13 protein-coding genes are annotated in these 19747 nt (G+C 38.2%); 3 read left to right on the top strand and 10 right to left on the bottom strand.

The window, feature by feature from the left end; genetic code table 11:
• Positions 1 to 77: 77 nt before the first annotated feature.
• The 5 genes from rfbB to tagD form a co-directional block, all read right to left on the bottom strand.
• Entirely contained in the window at positions 78 to 1139 is a 1062-nt protein-coding gene (gene rfbB, locus JVX94_RS17140; RefSeq protein WP_205183912.1) for a dTDP-glucose 4,6-dehydratase, read from the bottom strand.
• Between the two features lie 19 nt (positions 1140 to 1158).
• Positions 1159 to 2043, bottom strand: a complete 885-nt coding sequence (gene rfbA, locus JVX94_RS17135) for a glucose-1-phosphate thymidylyltransferase RfbA (protein ID WP_095409702.1) — start codon at positions 2041 to 2043, stop codon at positions 1159 to 1161.
• Positions 2044 to 2261: 218 nt separating this feature from the next.
• Complete coding sequence (locus JVX94_RS17130) at positions 2262 to 4526, bottom strand: CDP-glycerol glycerophosphotransferase family protein (protein ID WP_197197631.1); 2265 nt, start codon at positions 4524 to 4526, stop codon at positions 2262 to 2264.
• A gap of 47 nt (positions 4527 to 4573) precedes the next feature.
• Positions 4574 to 6046, bottom strand: a complete 1473-nt coding sequence (locus JVX94_RS17125) for an alpha-glucosyltransferase N-terminal domain-containing protein (RefSeq protein WP_205183910.1) — start codon at positions 6044 to 6046, stop codon at positions 4574 to 4576.
• A 95-nt stretch (positions 6047 to 6141) separates the two neighbouring features.
• On the bottom strand, positions 6142 to 6531 hold the full coding sequence (gene tagD / locus JVX94_RS17120; protein ID WP_095409705.1) for a glycerol-3-phosphate cytidylyltransferase: 390 nt from the start codon (positions 6529 to 6531) through the stop codon (positions 6142 to 6144).
• A gap of 366 nt (positions 6532 to 6897) precedes the next feature.
• Here tagD and JVX94_RS17115 point away from each other — a divergent pair, with 366 nt between their 5' ends.
• Both JVX94_RS17115 and JVX94_RS17110 read left to right on the top strand, forming a co-directional pair.
• Entirely contained in the window at positions 6898 to 7668 is a 771-nt protein-coding gene (locus JVX94_RS17115; protein ID WP_144471996.1) for a WecB/TagA/CpsF family glycosyltransferase, read from the top strand.
• Positions 7669 to 7679: 11 nt separating this feature from the next.
• Complete coding sequence (locus JVX94_RS17110; protein ID WP_095409706.1) at positions 7680 to 8870, top strand: CDP-glycerol glycerophosphotransferase family protein; 1191 nt, start codon at positions 7680 to 7682, stop codon at positions 8868 to 8870.
• Positions 8871 to 8887: 17 nt separating this feature from the next.
• Here the strand turns inward: JVX94_RS17110 and JVX94_RS17105 are convergent, their stop codons facing one another.
• Positions 8888 to 11518 carry an N-acetylglucosaminidase gene (locus JVX94_RS17105; RefSeq protein ID WP_205183908.1) on the bottom strand — a complete coding sequence of 877 codons (2631 nt, stop codon included), beginning with the start codon at positions 11516 to 11518 and terminating at the stop codon, positions 8888 to 8890.
• 322 nt (positions 11519 to 11840) lie between these two features.
• Here JVX94_RS17105 and JVX94_RS17100 point away from each other — a divergent pair, with 322 nt between their 5' ends.
• Complete coding sequence (locus JVX94_RS17100; protein ID WP_144483718.1) at positions 11841 to 15455, top strand: CDP-glycerol glycerophosphotransferase family protein; 3615 nt, start codon at positions 11841 to 11843, stop codon at positions 15453 to 15455.
• Positions 15456 to 15520: 65 nt separating this feature from the next.
• Here the strand turns inward: JVX94_RS17100 and manA are convergent, their stop codons facing one another.
• The 4 genes from manA to JVX94_RS17080 form a co-directional block, all read right to left on the bottom strand.
• Positions 15521 to 16471 carry a mannose-6-phosphate isomerase, class I gene (gene manA / locus JVX94_RS17095; protein WP_095409709.1) on the bottom strand — a complete coding sequence of 317 codons (951 nt, stop codon included), beginning with the start codon at positions 16469 to 16471 and terminating at the stop codon, positions 15521 to 15523.
• Between the two features lie 147 nt (positions 16472 to 16618).
• The gene (locus JVX94_RS17090) at positions 16619 to 17440 is read right to left on the bottom strand and encodes a carbohydrate ABC transporter permease (protein WP_144471992.1); all 822 of its coding nucleotides are present in this window, start codon (positions 17438 to 17440) and stop codon (positions 16619 to 16621) included.
• Positions 17437 to 18408: a carbohydrate ABC transporter permease gene (locus JVX94_RS17085; RefSeq protein ID WP_034624582.1), complete on the bottom strand. Its 972-nt coding sequence runs from the start codon at positions 18406 to 18408 to the stop codon at positions 17437 to 17439. Before JVX94_RS17085 ends, JVX94_RS17090 begins: the two co-directional genes overlap by 4 nt.
• A 56-nt stretch (positions 18409 to 18464) precedes the next feature.
• Positions 18465 to 19730, bottom strand: a complete 1266-nt coding sequence (locus JVX94_RS17080; protein WP_095409711.1) for an ABC transporter substrate-binding protein — start codon at positions 19728 to 19730, stop codon at positions 18465 to 18467.
• Between the last annotated feature and the right edge of the window lie 17 nt (positions 19731 to 19747).

Raw genomic sequence — 19747 nt, 5'->3', positions numbered from 1 at the left:
TCAATTTACATTTATCATCATTTAAAAAAGTAAAATTCCCCATCCAAACTACTGAATAGGGCACACCAATTAATTTATTAATTTACTTTCCCATAATTTTTTTGATAGTATTTTTTATATTCATCATCTAAAATATTCTGAAACCATTTAGAGTTATTTAAATACCAATCAATTGTTTTTATAATACCAGATTCAAAATGATACTTCGGTTGCCATTGAAGCTCCTTTTCAATCTTCGTTGGATCAATAGCATAACGTCTATCATGACCTTTTCGATCTTTCACAAAGGTGATCAATTCTTTGGTTATTTTTTTATCTACCTTTTCATTTAAGTAACCTATAATTTTATTCACAAGATCAATATTTGTTTTTTCATTATGTCCACCAATATTATACACTTCTCCAAGCTGACCATTTTTTATAACTAAGTCTACTGCACTGCAATGGTCTTCTACAAAGAGCCAATCTCTTACATTCAATCCGTCACCATAAACCGGAATTTGTTTTTTTTCAATACATTGATGTATAACAAGTGGTATTAATTTTTCTGGAAATTGAAATGGCCCATAATTGTTAGAACATCTAGTAATGTTTACAGGAAATTTATACGTATCAAAAAATGACTGAACCAATAAATCTGCTGAGGCTTTACTAGCTGAATAAGGGCTGTGTGGGTCTAAAGGTGTCTCTTCTGTAAAATAACCTTCATTACTTAATGAACCATATACTTCATCCGTTGAAATTTGAATAAACTTTTTTCCTTCTATATATGTATCTTCACCATTTTGCCAAAACTTTTTAGCTGTATTCAACAAATTCAGTGTACCAAGCACATTAGTTTCAACAAAAATGGTAGGATTTTCAATGCTCCTATCCACATGAGATTCTGCTGCAAAATTCACTACATAGTCAATTTCATTATTTTCAAAAATTTCATGCAATAAAGCCAAGTCATTAATATCACCTTTAATAAATTTATAATTTTCAACACCATCATAGTCTGTTAAGTTTTCGAGATTTCCTGCATACGTTAATTTATCTAAGTTGATAATTTTAATATCTATATATGTATCTAACAAAAATGCAATGAAGTTAGATCCTATAAAACCTGCTCCACCTGTAACGAGATAAGTTTTCATTATACTCTCCTTCATCATCTTATTTAAAAATGACTTCTTTATTTTCAGCTAGATCTAATAAGTAACTTCCATATTCAGTTTTTGATAAAGGTAATGCTAAGCGATAAAGTTGCTCTTCGTTTATGTACCCTTTACGGTAAGCAATTTCCTCCAATGATGCCACATATAGCCCTTGTCTATTTTGAACAGCTTCAATATAATTACTCGCTTCAAGTAAACTTTTATGTGTTCCAGTATCAAGCCAAGCCATTCCTCGACCCATAATTTCAACCTTCAGTTTACCCTGTTGCAAATAATACTCATTAATAGAGCTGATTTCAATCTCACCTCTCGCAGAAGGCTTCACATTTTTTGCTATATCTATCACTTTATTATCATAAAAGTAGAGACCCGGTACAGCATAGTTTGATTTAGGTTGTTTAGGCTTTTCTTCTATACCTAGAACATTACCGTCATTGTCAAATTGTACGACTCCATAATCTTCTGGATTTTTTACATAATATCCAAAAATAAGCGCACCTGTCTTTAAGTTCACTGCTTTATTTAATATTTCAGTCAACCCTTGACCATAAAATATATTGTCTCCTAGCACTAGACATACACTATCTTCACCAATAAATTCTTCTCCAATGATGAATGCATCTGCAAGACCTTTAGGCTCACTTTGCACCTGATAACTCAAGTGTATCCCCAAGTTTTCTCCAGTTCCTAAAAGACGTTTAAATTGTTCTAAATCACTTGGAGTAGTGATGATAAGAACTTCTTTAATTCCACTAAGCATAAGAACAGATAATGGATAATAAATCATTGGTTTGTCGTATATTGGAACTAGCTGTTTAGAAATACCTTTTGTAATAGGGTATAGCCTTGAGCCTGTACCACCAGCTAAAATTATTCCTTTCAAGATAATCCTCCTATAAAAAATTACTTAGAAATGTCAAAAGTTCTAGTAAAATAGCTTTCTTTAACTTGAATATCAGCTTTATAATAACATATACCTAATACAAAGTTAACATTATCTTGGAGGATAAATTACAATTTTAAATAATCAAACCAAAAAAAGCACTATTAAGGTGGTTTACATTTTGATTGATTCCCCTTAATAGTGCTTATCATTATTTATTATTCAAACACCACTTCAACGACCCTCTTCGAAGATTCTCCAGTCTCTAAGTAGCAGAATTTCTCATAAAACGGTGCGAATGATTCTGGTAGTGTAAAGGTCGGCTGTTCTGTTTCTCTTACCCAGTCAATGACACTTGCTGTCTCTTTCACAAGTGGTCCAGGTGCTTCTTGTTCAAAGTCGAAGTAAAAGCCTCTGAGCTTGTCTCGATATGTTTCAATGTCTGGCACATAGAACAGCATCGGACGTTTGAGGTTTGCATAATCAAAGAACACAGATGAGTAATCTGTAATGAGCAGATCTGAAATCATATAAAGGTCTCTAATGTCTTCGTAATGAGAGAAGTCATAGGCAAAGCCTTCATATGGCCCTAAATCAAAGTTTTCAGCAACTAGATAGTGCATACGCAGAATGATGATATATTCATCTCCGATTGCAGCTCTGAGCTCATGCAGATCAAGGTCTAAATCAAATTTGTACTGCCCTTTTTTATAAAATTGGTCGTCTCTCCATGTCGGTGCGTATAAGATCAATTTTTTATCCAGCGGCAGGTTCATTTTTTGTTTCAGTGCTCTCATCGTTTCTTCATTGTTTTGATTGTGAAGGAAGTCATTTCTCGGATATCCTGACTCAATCATAGTCTTTTGGAATTGGAACGCACGTGTAAAAATTTCAGTCGAGTAGGCATTAGGAGAAATGAGATAATCCCAATTCGATGCTTCTTTCGTGAAATTCTTTTTGTATTTCTTCGTGTTTGTTCCAGGCATATGCACCTCGTCCATGTCCATTGCCAATCGTTTTAACGGCGTACCATGCCAAGTCTGCAAGTATGTTGTGTGACCTGGCTTTGGAACCCATAGCGGCAAACGGCTGTTTACGACCCAGTACTCAGCTCTTGCCATCGCAAAGATCCATTTCAATGACAGACGATTGATATAGTAGATGCCTTTTTCCTTAAACGGTGCTTCATGACCCTTTTTAACGCTCCAGATCAGCGTATATTCAGGGTGATTTTCTTTCATATACTCATAAATCCCACGCGGGTTACAACTGAATTGTTTTCCATTAAAGCTTTCAAATACAACGGTTTTCTTTTTCACAGACAGCTTACTCGCCAGCTTAAAGGTCGTTTTAAACGTTCTTGTCACAAGGCGGTTACGGACTTTTTTGATTTTGCCGATCTGCTTTTTGAATTTCTTCCATTTGCTTTTAACGTAATACTTCGCACGTGTCTTCATTGTGTAATCATTAATTCGTATGCCAAGCGTTTGTCTCTTTTTCTTTCGGTACACTTCATATCGAATCGGTACATCGTTTCTTTTATGGATTTGAACAAGTCCTTTGAGTTTGTTCGAGCGGTCTCCAAGCACTAAAGAAGTGGTTGTTAATGTTTCCTCTGCTCCGTTCACATCGCAGATAAATTCAAGATAGAAGCGATATACAAGGCGTTTGTTCAAGGAATAGGTCAATTCCTCTAAAGGAACTTCTGCTAAAAATTGATAAAGCTGTGGTACACGTTGATCTTCACGGTATTCGATCACTTCATCTTTTATATGGGTGATATTTACCGGAAAACGATGCTCAATTGGTTCTTCACCATTTTTCTTCAATAGAAGCTTTGCTTCTTTGATCTCATACGGATGTTCTGCACTTAGAACGCCTGCATAACCGGATAAAGATAACATACATCCTTTGTTGAGCTCGATATGATTGAATTTTACAACCTTCAGCTCACGTTTGATTTTCAAAGAAGCATTCCCTTTGTCTGTGCGGTATGGAATGATATACAGCATGGCGTCTTTATTTTCTAAAAAAGTCAGCTCAGGCTTTTCTATTTCCATTTTTAAACGGCGTTTATAGTATGACGTTTTCTCTTCAGATTCAATATCTGTATTGAGATCCGCTTCTTTTACTTCGTCTTCCTCTTCTTCTGAATCAGAATCATAGGCTGAGTCCTCAAGCTCGTCTTCATCCTCTTCTTTGTTAGTGCTCAGATAGTCCGTGACATACAAGTTATATGTCTGGCCTTGCTCTAACGCAAGCGGAAGCGATGTATCACTCAATACCAATTTGAATAGATTCTCTTCTTGATGAACAAGCGGAAGAAAAAGTTCTTGTTTTGACACTCTCTCCCTTATAAACAAATAAAATTTTCTTTCTGTTAATGGCATGTCATCGTCGATGCGAATGAGCATTTCTAGTTTATCATGTTGATTTTTTAACCCTTCAACGACACTCTTCTTATGAATTCCCTCTTCAATCATTAATCGTTAATCTCCTCTGTTTCAGAAATCTTACTGTTAGTGTATCGCTACTTCACTTTCCAAGAATAGTTTCCTTGTTTCGTTTGATACGACCATCCATCTAGCGATGAAGGTTTGTTGGTGAGCAACTCTTCATCTACCTTTAGGCGATGCAGGACTTCTTGCCGGTCTTCTGTCTTAAACCGGATGTAAAAATCAACATATTTCGTTTGGTTAATTTCAATGTTTTTCTTTGTTTGAAAATGGCCAATTGGAAAGCTGACTAAAAGGTTTTCATCGATTGTTTGAGAAATGATTTCAGCCCCATTCACTCGATCATATCCTGCAAAATCGATTTGTACATGATCCGCATGACTCATTTCATCTTTTAACTCAAGCTGAAGATGAAGAACATGGTTCTCAGAGCTTAGATCACGCAAGATCCATTTTGTACAATCTACAATCCTTCTTAGTTCGTCTTTACGCTCACGATTTTCGAGCATATGATAAAGTGCTGTATTCCAAACAGACATTTTACCAGAAGACATAATATAAAAACAGGCTTGTTCTCCTAAAACCTTCTCGACATCTTCTTTATGCTTAGTATCTCCAAAGAATACGGCATCCACTTGCTGTTTTCTTATTTGTTTAAACAATTCCTCATATTGGGGTTTCAGCTGATGCTGCTCTTCCTCATAATGTGCGTCATGCACAAATGTAGCATAATAAGTTGTTTCAGGCTGCTCAATTTTAAACAAATGGCGGTCTTGATCACGGTCTTCTGTGATCATCAATTTCAAACGGTCATTTTGTGATTGAATGCTGGACAGCCATAATTGTTTAATATCCGTCTTCTTTGTAAATGTTTGAATACCTGTTTTTTTATACCAATTAATATGTCGAACCGGATTCTTTTTTACATCTCCATTGTAGATGAACTCCATATAAATACTGCCATCGTCATTGATCAGTTCCTCTAAGTATAGTGCACCTGTATGGGGAACAAAGCTTTGAACTCTGCATAAAACGCCCTGCCAATTATATTCTTCCCTTTTCACCAATTGCTGCTCTTCATTATATTGTTCAATATAACAAATGGGAGAAGAAGATCGTTCATATCTCGTCACTTGAATCGTGGATTCATCTGCAGGAATCACTGCTTCATTGATCGAATGCGATGATTCACCAACAATAAATTCCGAGTAACGTCTTTTACTACCGCTTTCCGGTAGAATATAGTGTTCATACACATTCAAGATGTCAACCTCAGGAGAAAAGATCTCTTCCATGCTGTGAATACGTTCCTTCACATTTGCATCATAATTCAAAGTTAAAATTGCAGTACGTTTATGTTGATCAGCTAATGGCTTTATTCTTGTCTTTAAAGACTTCGTTATCGTTAAGCTCTCATCCTGTTTTGGTACATCACCCATAATAAAGTAGTAGTCCATATCAGGCATGTCAACTGATGTCATTGTTTCAAGTTGTTCAGGTTGATCTAATGTGTGTTCAACTTTTTTCTTCATCCAATTTTGAAACAAAGGAAGCTCTCCTTCATAATATTGTTGACTTACTCATTGTATTTTACATGAAAAAGTACTTCTTACCAAAAGATAAGAAGTACTTTTTTGATCTATTAAAGTCCAGCAATTTCTTCTTTAATTTGTGTTGTCGAAATGCCTTCGGTTCTCTTCAAGTACACGACATCGCAATGTTCTTTTAAGAAATCGAACTTGCCTTCCCAGTCATCTCCCATAACAAACACATCAATATCATGCTCTTGCACATCATGGACTTTTTGATCCCAGCTGTTTTCTGGAATGACTTCGTCAACATAACGAATGGTTTCAAGAATCAGCTTTCTATGCTCGTAACTATGATAAGCTTTTTTTGATTTTTGCAAATTAAACTCGTCTGTAGAAATGGCCACCACTAAGTAATCTCCAAGCTGCTTTGCACGTTCTAGCAGCTTAATGTGCCCCCAGTGTAATAAATCAAATGTACCGTAAGTAATAACTTTCTTCATTGCAAACATAAACTCCTTTCTTTCATCCTTATTCGTCTGCTTCAAGCAGTAATGTTATCCGTAATCCTATTATCATCGATCATTTTTTCGCTCTTCGGAAGTTCATTATATCACAACGCCTATGAAAGGTTAAGAAAATGTAAAGACAAACTATTTCCAATTTATTGGGCACAGAAGGGAAAGTCCGAAGAATCAATGTTTCACAAAGGATCGTCCATATGAATTGCTGAAAATGTCATGAAATTTAAAGGTTTGTAAAGTTATTGTTAATATTTCATGGAGCATCTATGATAAAATGATGAGTAGACAAAGATTGAATTTACAATGAACGTTCATAGATAACAAGATAAAAAGGAGGTCTAAACAATGCAAACAGAAGTGGTCTCTAACCTTTCTTATGTAAACGGCGACTTAGATGAATTTATCAGTTATATGAATCAGCACCATATTTCTCAGAGAAGAGGCGCCATGATTGCGACTGTCAATCCAGAGATAGGCTATGCCGTCATGAAGGATCATGCGTACCATCAAGTCGTCTCATCTGCGGATTATGTACTGCCGGATGGTATAGGCGTCGTATTGATGTCTCGCATGACCCAAAGTCCGCTTAAGTCAAGAATTGCCGGCTTTGATGTCTTCATGTCTATGCTTGATCTAGCAAACAAACAGTCTAAAAGAATCTTTTTATATGGTGCGAAAAAAGAAGTGCTTGAGGCTGTGAAACAGCGAATTGATACGGAATATCCAAATGTGGTCCTTGCAGGAAGCTGTGACGGATATCAAGCCGATAAACGTTTCGTAGCGAAGCAAATCGCGCGCTCGAAACCTGATATGGTGTTCGTTGCTTTAGGTTATCCAAACCAAGAGAACTTTATTTATGAATACCGCCATTTATTCCCGCAGGCTGTTTGCATCGGTTTAGGCGGAAGCTTTGATGTATTTAGCGGAACAGTGAAGCGTGCACCACGCTGGATGATTAAGACAAATACAGAATGGCTGTACAGATTGATTGTGAATCCATGGAGATGGAAACGAATGCTGAATATTCCTAAGTACGCTTTTGCCGTCTTAAAGGAAAGCAAAGGAAAAAAACGTTACTATCCTGAGCAGGTAAAGGATCAGACGAAGCAGCTGTGAGAGACTGATAAATGATGAATATACGCTCAATGATGATTTCATGTTACGCAGCTTTTATTTCTTTCATTGGATGGCTGATGAGCGGCGTGAAACCTCGTGAAAACCAGGTGACGCTGCTTGTTTCATTCCAAGAGAATGCGGCTGCTCTCATTCATACTTATCAACAACAGGCGAACATGACAATGAAGCTCACTGTCCTCTATACGAAGCATGCTTCTGCGATAGAAAAGGACGGGCCTCATCTGTCATTTCGCTATTTTCATGAAAAAAACCCTCTCCATCTCATTCAATGTATGTATACGATGTTTAAAAGCAAGGTTGTTGTGACGGATAATTACTTTCTCATGACGAGTGTGCTCAGAAAACGGCCTTCTACCACCTGTATTCAAGTTTGGCATGCCAATGGCGCTTTGAAAAAGTTCGGGCTTGAAGATGCTTCAAATTCTGGCCGGAGTCCACGTGACATCGAACGCTTCAAACGTGTTTATGCGTCTTTTGATTACATCGTGACAGGCTCAGATCACATGCGTGAGATTTTCAAGACCTCGTTTGGATTCAATGATGAACGCTTTTTACCAACTGGTGTACCACTGACGGATGTGTACTATGAACAGCCCCATCCTTCCTTGAAGCTGAAGGATGTTCCAAAAGGGAAAAAGATCCTGCTCTATGCACCGACTTATCGAGACTTTGCAATGGACGGTCTTGTCCTGCCTTTTTCAAAAGAGCAGTTGAAAACTGAGCTGAATGGCGAGTACATTCTGCTCGTCAAACTTCATCCTGCTGTCAAACATTTAGCGAAAGCAGAAACAGACGGTGAATGGATATTTGATGTGTCCGATCAGCCGCTCTATCCATTGCTTTGTGCTTGTGATGTCCTAGTGACAGATTATTCGTCGATTGTGTTTGAGTATGCACTGCTCGAAAAGCCTGTCTTGTTCTTCACTTATGACTTAGACACTTATCGGGAGAAACGCGGCTTAGTCGATCGGTATGAAGACCTCATTCCTGGAAAGGCCTGCGTCACTCAAGACATGCTCTTGCAGGAGCTTTTGCACCTAAACAGATCAACAAATAAAGAACGAATCAAAACCTTTGCTGAGGAATGGAACCAATATTCAAAGGGACAATCCAGTCAGCAGCTCCTCTCATTTATTGAACAGCAGCTGCTCTTACACAAAAAACGTCCGGCTTCTCATTAGGAAGCACGGACGTTTTTTTATTTGTTATACACCGGGATATCGTAATAAAGCGTATAGTCATCAAGCAGGTTATACAAACTAAACATGCGAGTCACTTGCTTTGAAGCCCAGCCAATATCTGTTGCATATTGATGAGTTGCTGCAGCTGACCAGCGCATTTTATAAATTGTATCTTGCTTGTATGTGGCATTATTGATATAACTGTTGCCAATGAATTTTGCTCCGCCAATAATGGCCGCCTCTGGCGTGAACCATTGTTGTTCATACGCATACTTTGCACCAAGATAATTCGGATTGCTGTCATATGCGCCAATGCCATACATGTTATATACTTTCTTTCCATTAAACATTGTACCATTCGCTAAAATGGAACTTCCGTTACCCGTTTCAAGCAGCGCATGAGAAATAAGATAAATTTCGTTGATATGGTACGTTTTTGCTGCTGTAATAAAGGCTTGTCCTTTACCCGCAAGAATCCCTTTTCCTGCTAAAATCTTTGAATTGACCTCTGCCGGATTGAGATTCGCAGTTTCAGAGAGTTTCAGAAATTGAAAATAAGATTGCGTGCCTTCGGCAATATTAGCTGGATCTACATATTTTTGCACCTCTGCTGCACTTGCATTTCTCCAGCCGAGGTTGATCCTGATCCAGTTTCCTTCTTTTCCAAGCTGTTTCACTTTTGCTCCTTTATTCAGCTGTGCCACAATGTTGCTTGCAGAGCTCGAATCAGGTGTAGAACGGACATTTAAACCGTCCGTATTCACTGTCGATGTTGCTTGGTCTACATATGGCGCATAAACATAGGCCGCACCATCTGTCTGTGGTGATACCTTCATTTGTTTATTTACCATCTCATTGACAGTAAGGTTGTAATTCGTTTGCATGACCATTGGGCCATTTTTAATTTTTACAGCTGTGGCTGTCCAGCCATATTGGCTTTTCACAAAAGCAATGGCTTCATTTACAGTTGGTAACCCTGTAAATTGCTGCGTAATGTTGATTTTGTAAGCTGGTTTCGTTGTTGTTGTATACGCAGCAGTTTCATTCCGTTTTTTGAAAAATGTCATGCCTCGGTCACGAAGTGCAGTGGTTGAGATGACACCTGTTTTGATCTGAAATTGAGCATAATCGGCTGCGCCTGTTTTTTGAGCAGCTGCCTTCATTTTTTGTTTCGTCAAATAGCTGAGTGCTTGATTCAGTTTTGTCTGATTCACTGTCGGCTCTGTCGTGATACGGTATTGCTTGACCGCTTCTTTCAGCGTTTTTGTACTGCTGGCAATGCCATTTTTCTTGATGATCTCTTGAGCCTGCTTCACTTTACTTTGTTCAAATACAGGCGTTGTCTTGAGACTATACGTTTTGCTGACAGCTTGTCCCTTACTTGTCTTGATGCTGCTTGTCAGCTTCTGCGTTTTTAAGTATGCAGCACCTTTATTCACTTTCGCTTGGTCCACTGCTTGATTGACCACGAGTCGGTACGTGCTGTCTGATACCTTGCCTGTTTTTTTCGTTGTCGCAGATACTTTTTTCTTTTGGAAGAAAGCCGCTGCTTTTTTCGCTTGGTCATCTCCTAAAAGATTCCCCGTCACTACTTGATATGGCTGTGTAGAAGAAATCTTTTTGGACGTGTAGCGCCATTTCTTTTTCTTGAAAAAAGCTATCGTTTTTGCGTAAGCTGTATCGTTTAATTGATTGAGCTTCACGATATAATTTTTTGTTTTTCCCACTCGCTGCACAGTACCTGCAGCACCGGTTTGCTTCTTAATTTGAGCCGCAGCTGAAGCTGCTTGTTTGTTGTCTTTGAAATAGCCTGATTCCAAGCTGTAGACATTTTTTAAGGCACCTGTCTTTTGAATCTTCCCGCTGATCTTTGCTTCTTTTTGCATCTGGGTAAGGAGCGTCTGTGCTTTCGACTGGTTCGCTTGTGCACCGGATGTGACGATGTAATACGGTTTACCCGCTGTCACCGTTTGGAGCACTGCTTTTAAACCGGATTCCTTTTGAAAACCTTGCAGAATGGTATTCGCCTTACTTTGTCCAACAATACCGCTTGAAATCAGCTGATACACAGTGCCAGCTTGCGTTTCGGTTTGGTATGTACTGGTGACGCCTGCCTGTTTTTGCAGCTCAGTTTGAATATTTTTGACTTTCGTTTCAGAATCAATGGCTCCTGATATGACCTGATAAGAAGGTCTGCTTTGATTGATGACTTCATAGGAGCTATTGAGCCCTGATGTTTTTGTTAGCTCAAGTGAGAGCTTTTTCGCCTGACTTTCATCATTGACTGGGTCAGATACGACCTTTTGTAAAGGAAGGCGGTCACCTACTGGAGACACCGTACCGCTCATGCCCACTTCTTTTTTTAATGCAGCTGCACTTGCATCCGCTGCTGCTTGCGACTCATATCCTGAAGCAGTGAGCTGATAGGTCGACGTATTTCCTGAAGTTTGATAAGTGGCTCTCCACTTTTTGTCTTTCTTCAGTGTTTCCACTGCTTTTTTCACTTCTGCTTCTGTTGTAAATACCTTTGTGGTGTTCATCGTATAAATGGATTGGTCGACATAGGAGGCTGCTTGCGCTTCTTTACCCGTGTGTAATGTCATACTAAAGGCAGCTGCGAGTAACATAATCTTGATAGTTTTTTTCATGTTCCCTGTCCCTCTCTTAAATTTGCATAATAGCTTACTAATCTCTTTATCGACAGAATCACCTAATTATTTTAACAACTAAAGACTCAATATATTTATATCTATCTATGAAAAATGACATTTTCAGGATGTTTTTCCCCTAAATATCATTTCATCATCTTAACTTTCCATTAAAGATTCAGTATTTTATTAATTTCTCTTTAAAGATATGGTATCATATAGCATCATTTGTATTTTTTTATCGAATTTTTAAATTCCCTTGTCTGTATATTACAACAAATTCTTGACTTTTTAAAAAGGAATATTAAAAGGAGTCACAATCATGATTAAGAAGATCCTAAAACGGAACAAAAAGATTTTAAAAAGAAAAATAAACTTTCTAAAAGACCCTTTAAGAAATTTTATTAAAGATAAGAGACACCAAAGGAACAACCTATATGCATACTATTATCAACATCTTGATGTTGTTGATAAAACCGTACTTTATGAATCTAGAGATGGAAAAAGCATGACTGATAGTCCTTTAGCCATTTTTGAATATTTGCTTCATCAGCCTAATTTTAAAGACTATACTCACATTTGGTCTATTGAAGACTTTGAAACATTAAAACCAATTTTAAATAAGTATAGAGATGACAAAAACGTGATTTTTGTCAAAAGAAATTCTAAAGACTATTTGAAATATTTAGCCACTGCAAAATATTTAATCAATAACTCTACTTTCCAACCATTTTTTATATGTAAAGAAGAGCAAGTCTATATTAATACGTGGCATGGTACACCATTAAAGTATATGGGCTTTGATATTCCAGGAAATCCCGCACATTCTCAGAACGTATTAAGAAATTTTTTAAGCTCAGACTATCTTATTAGCCCAAATGAACATACAACAAGTATGTTCTTAAATAGCTATAAGCTAAAACACATTTTTTCAGGGAAAATAATAGAAGAAGGATATCCAAGAATTGATCTAACGTTAAATACTGACCCTCTCGCATTTAAAAAAAATCTTCAATCTTTTGGAGTTAGCCTATCTTTAGAGAAAAAAACTATTGTATATGCACCAACATGGAAAGGGACGAATGTTGGTAAGGTTAAAAATAATTTAACTCAGATCACTTCTGACCTGAATTACTTACAAGAACGATGCGGTCAAGAATATAATATTCTTCTTAAGCTTCATCCATTTCTTTATCACCAAGCAAGTCGATCAACGGAATTACAAGGCCGGCTTATACCGGATTTTATTGATACAAATGTGCTTTTAAGTGCGACCGATTTATTGATCACTGACTATTCGAGTATATTCTTTGATTTTTTAGTTACAAATAAACCAGTCCTATTTTATATGTGGGACGCAGATGAATATAACGAAGAACGGGGAATGTATTTTAATCTTGAAGACCTTCCAGGACCTCGTGTCTATAATATAAGAGATTTGGCAGAATCAATTGGTCGAATAAAGGAAATAAGTTTAGAATTCAAAACCAAGTATGAGCGGTTTAAACATGACTTCACAAAGTACGACGATGGTAAAGTGACTGAAAGAGTAGTTGAGGCTATCTTCAATAATGAGACTGAAACCGTTCGCTGCATCAATACTCATAATAAAGTGAAAGAAAAGATATTGATATATCCAGGAGGTATGAAAAATAATGGTATTACTTCCTCTTTCATTAACTTAACTCAAAATATTGATTATGATAAATATGATGTGAGTTGTTATATGAGTACACCAAACTCAAAAGAAGTATTAAATAATATTGCAAAAGTCAATAAAAATGTCAGATTTATCTTCAAGCCGGGCTTACCTGTATATACTCTGCAAGAAGTTTATAAAGATAAATTAATTCATAATCGCGGAGCAAAAGGGAAACTAGAAAAAAGACTCTATCCACAAGAAGCTTATTCCAGAGAATTCAAGCGCCTATTCGGAAAATCCACTTTTGATCATGTGATTGATTTTAGTGGCTATAGTTTATACTGGGCTAAATATCTTGTTTCTGCAGATGCGAAAACAAAAATATGTTTTATGCATAATGATCTTCTCTCAGATAGCGAAAGAACGATTAACGGTAAGAAACCTCATAGAATTAATCTGAGAGGTTTATTCACCATATATGATAAATTCGATAAGTTAGTGAGTGTCTCTAAAGGGACAATGGAGTTAAACAAACAGAATTTATCTCAATATGCAGAAGAAAGTAAATTTGATTATGTAATGAACTCCATTAACCCAGACAAAATTTTAGGAACAGAATTAACTTCTAGCGAAGAAGACGATAACAGCCTAATCATATCGAATAAACCTTTTAAATCCAGGGCTAAAATTTTAAGCAGTAAACACGATAAAATACTCCCTACATTAATAGAAAATAATTCCCACACTTTTTCAGCTAAAGAATTTGAAAATAAAGTGGTCATGATTACAAGAAAAGCTGTAACAAAACAAAACGAAGTTTTATACAAATTCACTTATGAAGATCATGTGGTGGGATGGTTGAATAAAGAAGCGTTTAAGATTCTACCAGATAGCATTATATGTGAAGAAGAAGTTCATAAACTAGCAGTGATTGCATCTCCTAAGCGCAATGATATTTGGTCAAAACCCTTTAAAACGAAGGGAATTAAAAAGGTTTCTTCTAGCCATCCATATAAGAACATTATGGTGGAAATAGATAGAGAAGCTAGAACTGAACGTTCCGTTTATAGCAGATTTTATATTAATAAACAACTAATAGGCTGGATAGATTCCTCAGCACTAAAAATACTGAAAAATTACGAAGTAAATGCTGATCTCCCTGAAGATAAACAAGCATTGATCGAAAAAGAAAAGCACACATTATTAACTGAAAATTACCATAAACATGAAGAATTTATTCACTCTTTGAATAATAGAACACTTTTAGAAAGAAATTTAAACAAGCAAATGAAGATTGTTCATACAGAAAATCATAAAGTATGGTCTAAAGCATATCCAAATTTCGGTTATGCTGAAGTCTGCAGCGCTGATCTCTATAAAGATGCGATCGTAGCTGTAACCAAGAGCCATAAAACCAACTCATCTACCTATTATCAATTTTCTTATGATGGAAAAGTGATTGGGTGGTTAAACGTAAAAGCATTTAAACAATTAGACCCTCAATCTATTTTAAATCGTAAAGAAGTGAGTTATTCTGCCTTGCTTCATTTGAATGAGTTTAAAATTTATAATAAAACAAATGAAAATACACGGTTTCAAGTCGTGGAAGATTATTATCTATATAATCAAAAAGAAGTTGATGTCACTGAAGAGGTCACCACACCTATATCAACATACTGTGCAATAGAGCTCAATAATGAAGAAATAGGCTGGGTAGATAAAAAAGCACTTGAAATCATCGAAATTCGCGGGTTCCAGATAAGAAATGAGTTTGTTCCTTATCCATCAAAACATCACTATAATTTTGTTAATATGGGACGCTTATCTCCAGAGAAAGGGCAAGATAATTTAATCACTGCGTTTAAGCAACATGTCGAAACAAACGCAAATAGCAGGCTATATATTCTCGGTGACGGTCCACTAAAGAATGACCTTCAAATGTTAATAGAACAATTTGAATTGCAAAACCATGTGTTCTTAGTAGGCCAAGTTGAAAACCCATTTACCATCCTAAAAATGTGTAATTGCTTTGTTTTATCTTCACATTATGAAGGGCAGCCAATGGTCCTTTTAGAAGCAATGACACTAGGAATGGATATTTTAGCGACAGATATCGTTGCCAATAGGACTGTTTTAGAGAATGGTAAATACGGAGCTCTAGTCAATAACAGTATTGATGGGCTTATAGAAGGTTTAAACAACTTTAGCTCTCAGACACACACGTCTTATGCTCCATTCAATTATAAAGAGTATAATAAAAAAGCAATGGACACTTTTTATAAAGTTCTAAACTAACCTTTCTATATTTGTAATAAAAAAGACTTTCAAGCTGACATGACAGTTTGAAAGTCTTTTCATTTTTATATATGCGACACAATCAGTTCACAAGATCCTTCAATTGAGAAGCTTCCTGTTTCAGCCGGCAGAATAAAATGAGCGCCCTTTGGCAGTGGATATGTGTTTCCATCATGCTCTAAAGACCCTTCTCCATGAATCACACTGCATAGCAAAAATGGATAATCCTGCGAAAGCTCTACTTTTTGATCAACTTCCCATTTATACACAGAGAAATATTCTGCTTCGACAAATGTACGAATGGTCACTCCCCGGCGCGTTTCCACTGATTCATCTGCATACCCGTCTACATGAGGAACCGTTGTGACATCAATCGCTTGCGCAAAATGAAGTTCACGTTCGTTGCCATCCTGGTCTTTTCGTTCATAATCATATACACGATAGGTTGTATCTGAGCTTTGCTGCGTTTCAAGGACAAGCGTTCCTTCGCAAAGCGCATGAATAGTACCGCTTGGCACATAATAAAAATCACCAGGCTTAATCTTCACCCGCCGCAAAAGACCTTCCCAATCTCCACTATTCATCATGGTGACAAGCTCAGTTCTTGTTCTTGCATTGTGCCCATAGATCATTTCTGCTCCTTCTTCGCAGTCAATGATATACCAGCACTCTGTTTTTCCAAGCTCGCCATTTTCATGTCTTTCCGCATAATCATCATCTGGATGAACTTGCACGGACAAGTCTTGGTTTGCATCTAATATTTTGGTTAACAGCGGGAAGCGGTCGCCTTCTATCCCCCCGAACAATTCTCTATGATTGTCCCAAAGTTCGATCAGCGTTTTCCCTTTATATGGACCGTCTTTCACGACACTTGGCCCGTTTGGATGAGCAGAAATTGCCCAGCATTCTCCCGTTTGATCAGAAGGAATATCATAGCCAAATTGATCCCTTAAGGCTGTACCTCCCCATATTCTCTCCTTCAATTCAGGCAGTAAAAAAATTGGTGACTGCTTCATTCAGGATGACTCCTCCCTTTGCTACCCTTTGATAATCTTTACCTAGCTTGATGAAAACTAGTAAGTCTCAACTTTTATTATGACGCTATCTAAAGAGAAGTCAATCCTTTCAGTACACCGAATGAAAACGATAACACAAAAAATATTTTACCCTTTGACAGAGCCTGCGAGTAGCCCTTTGACAAAGTATTTTCCAAGAAGAATATAAACGAGTAGTGTCGGCAGCGCAGCCAATATCGCCCCTGCCATTTGGACGTTCCATTGCACAATTTGACTGCCTGATAGATTTTGCAAGGCAACCATCACCGGCTGATGCTCCGCAGTGGTCATCGTGACTGCAAATAAAAATTCATTCCACACATTTGTGAACTGCCAAATCGCCACCACAACAAATCCTGTGATCGAAAGCGGGAGAATCATATGTCTGAAAATCCCAATAAAACCTGCGCCATCCATTTTCGCCGATTCAATCATTTCATCGGGGATGCTCACATAGAAATTTCGGAACATGAGCGTTGTGATCGGTAGTCCGTATACGACATGGACAAGCACAAGCCCTGGAATTGAATTATACAATCCGACTTCACGCAAAAATTGAATGAGTGGGATCAGGATACTTTGATATGGAATAAACATCCCAAACAGCATCAGCGTAAAGACGATTTCTGATCCTTTGAAACGCCATTTTGATAATACATAGCCATTCATTGCACCTAAAACAGCGGACAATAAAGTAGCAGGAATGACAAGATAAAGAGAATTCATTAAATTGGGCGCCAGCTTTTCAAACGCGATTTGATAGCTTGAAAAATCGATAGTAGATGGCAGCGACCACATTCGCTCAAGGGTGACTTCACCTAATGGCTTCAAGCTTGTGACGAGCATGACATAAACAGGCATCAGAAAAAAGAGACTGCACAAAGTCAATAAAGCATAAAGAACTGGACGGATAAACCATCTGGCTGTCATGATGAAGCCCCCTTCCGGCTCGACAGGAGATATGGCACGATAAAGACCGCAACAGAGATCAGCATGACAACTGCAATGGCGGCACCGCCTGCATAATGGTTTCCTCTAAAGGTCATTTCAAACATATACACGCCCGGAACATCCGTGACAAAGTTCGCACCCGGTCCTGTCATCGAGTAAATCAAATCGAAGATCTTTAAAGAAATATGAGCCATGATGATAACGACACTTGCAGTAATCGGTTTTAAAAGAGGGAAGATGATTTTCCAGTAAATCTGCCACTCCGTTGCGCCATCCATTCTAGCAGCCTCTCTTACTTCCTCTGGAATTCCTCGCAGACCCGCCAAATACATCGCCAGAGAGAAGCCTGTCATTTGCCAAACAGCTGCAATCACAACAGCAATCATGGCCGCAGGTACACCAAACTCAATTTTCCCCCAGACAAATCCGGCCAATATGTTCGTATCTGTATACCACTTAGGCTGGATACCAAGCGTTTTCAAAAATAAATTCACCCCAGTTGACGGGTTTAAAATCCATTGCCATACGACTCCTGTGACAACGAAAGAAAGGGCCATCGGAAAGAAGAATAAATTCCGAAAAAGAGATTCCCCCTTGATCTTCTGGTCTAGTAAAATTGCAAGTGCAAGACCAGAGACAATGACCGCTCCAATAAAAAATAAAGTGAAAAAGACCGTGTTTCGAAGATCTGATTGAAAGCGGAAATCTTGAAACAGCATGACATAATTGCGAAGACCTGCGAAAGAGAAATCAGGAACAAGCGTGGTCCAGTTTGATAATGACACATATCCTGTCCAGCCAATAAAACCGTAAACAAAGATGAATAATAAAACCGCTGACGGGGCTAAAAAGAGCAGTGCCAGCAGCTGGTCTCCATTCCATTTTTTCCGCATACGTTTGACTTTGGGCACAGGTGTTTTTGTCATCGGCGATGTGTCTATGCGCATGAAGCTACACTCCTTTTTAAAAAAGAGGCGGTGCCTAGCCGCCGCCTCCTTCGTCTTTATTTCATTGCATCTTTTAAAGATGAAACAAACTGACTGCTGTCTTTTTGTGTCACGAAGATATTGACGGCTTGATTCGCTTTTGTCACAAACCCTTCTTCAGCAGCTGAGCCATGAGCAAGAGACGGCGCCAGTTTTGACTCTTTAAATGCCTTCATCGCCGATTTTCCGTATTCATCATATTTTGATACATCTGCATCCACACGTGCTGGAATTGATCCTTTTAGCGGATTAAACGCATCCTGTCCTTCCACAGATCCTAAAACAGATAAGAATTTCTTCACGTTTTCTGGCTGTTTCACACCCTTTGGCAGTCCGAATGTATCGGTGATCACCATAAAGCTTCCTTCCGTTCCAGGAGTCGCCGTGTATCCAAAGTCTTGATTCACCTTCAAATCAAGATCATTCACAAAGTACCCCTTCGCCCAGTCACCCATGACATTCATTGCCGCTTCTCCTTTTGCCACGAGCTGTGAGGCATCTTGCCAGTTACGTGAGCTGTGATCATCATTGACGTATTCGAGCATACGTCCAAAGATGTCTGCCGCTTCCTTCACTTTTGCGTCATCCATTTTCATATCGCCAGCCCAAAGTTTTTGATAACCATCTGCACCTAATACACCCAGCAAAACACTTTCAAACAAATGAGTCGCTGCCCAAGGCTCCTTATCTCCAAGCGCAAGTGGTGTAATTCCTTTTTTCTTTAATGCATCTGCTGTTTTGAAAAATTCATCAAATGTCGTTGGCGGCTCTAAGCCTGCATCATCAAATACCTTCTTGTTATACCAAAGCACATTGCCCCTGTGAATGTTTACTGGCACGGAATAGATTTTCCCATCTTTGCTGACAAGGTCAATCAGTGATTCTGGAAATTTGTCTTTCCAGCCTTCTTTTTCATATAAATCATCCAGCGGCTCCATTTTGCCTGCCGCGACCCAGCTCTCATTCAGCTCCGCCCCGCCATGCACTTGAAACGTAGCAGGCGGGTCATTTCCTTGCATCCGGCTAGTGAGAACAGCCTTTGCATTCGTACCAGCACCACCTGCGACAGCTGCATTTTCAATTGGAATGTCTTTATTCTCCTCTTCAAACAATTGAATGAGTGCCTTCAGTCCGTCCTCCTCACCTGCTCCTGTCCACCAAGAGAAAATTTCAAGCTTCTCCGCTCCACCTTCTTTTTTTGCATCTGAGTTCGTCGATGAACTGCAGGCAGTGACGACAAGCATACAGAGTGCCAGCAGCGTAAATCCTAATTTGAGCTTCATAATTATCCCCCATCCCC

The sequence above is a fragment of the Bacillus sp. PDNC022 genome, assembly GCF_016919285.1.
In the GTDB taxonomy this organism is placed as follows: domain Bacteria; phylum Bacillota; class Bacilli; order Bacillales; family Bacillaceae; genus Bacillus; species Bacillus safensis.
Note: the sequence above shows the minus strand (reverse complement) of the source record. Positions and strands in the feature narration are given on the sequence as shown.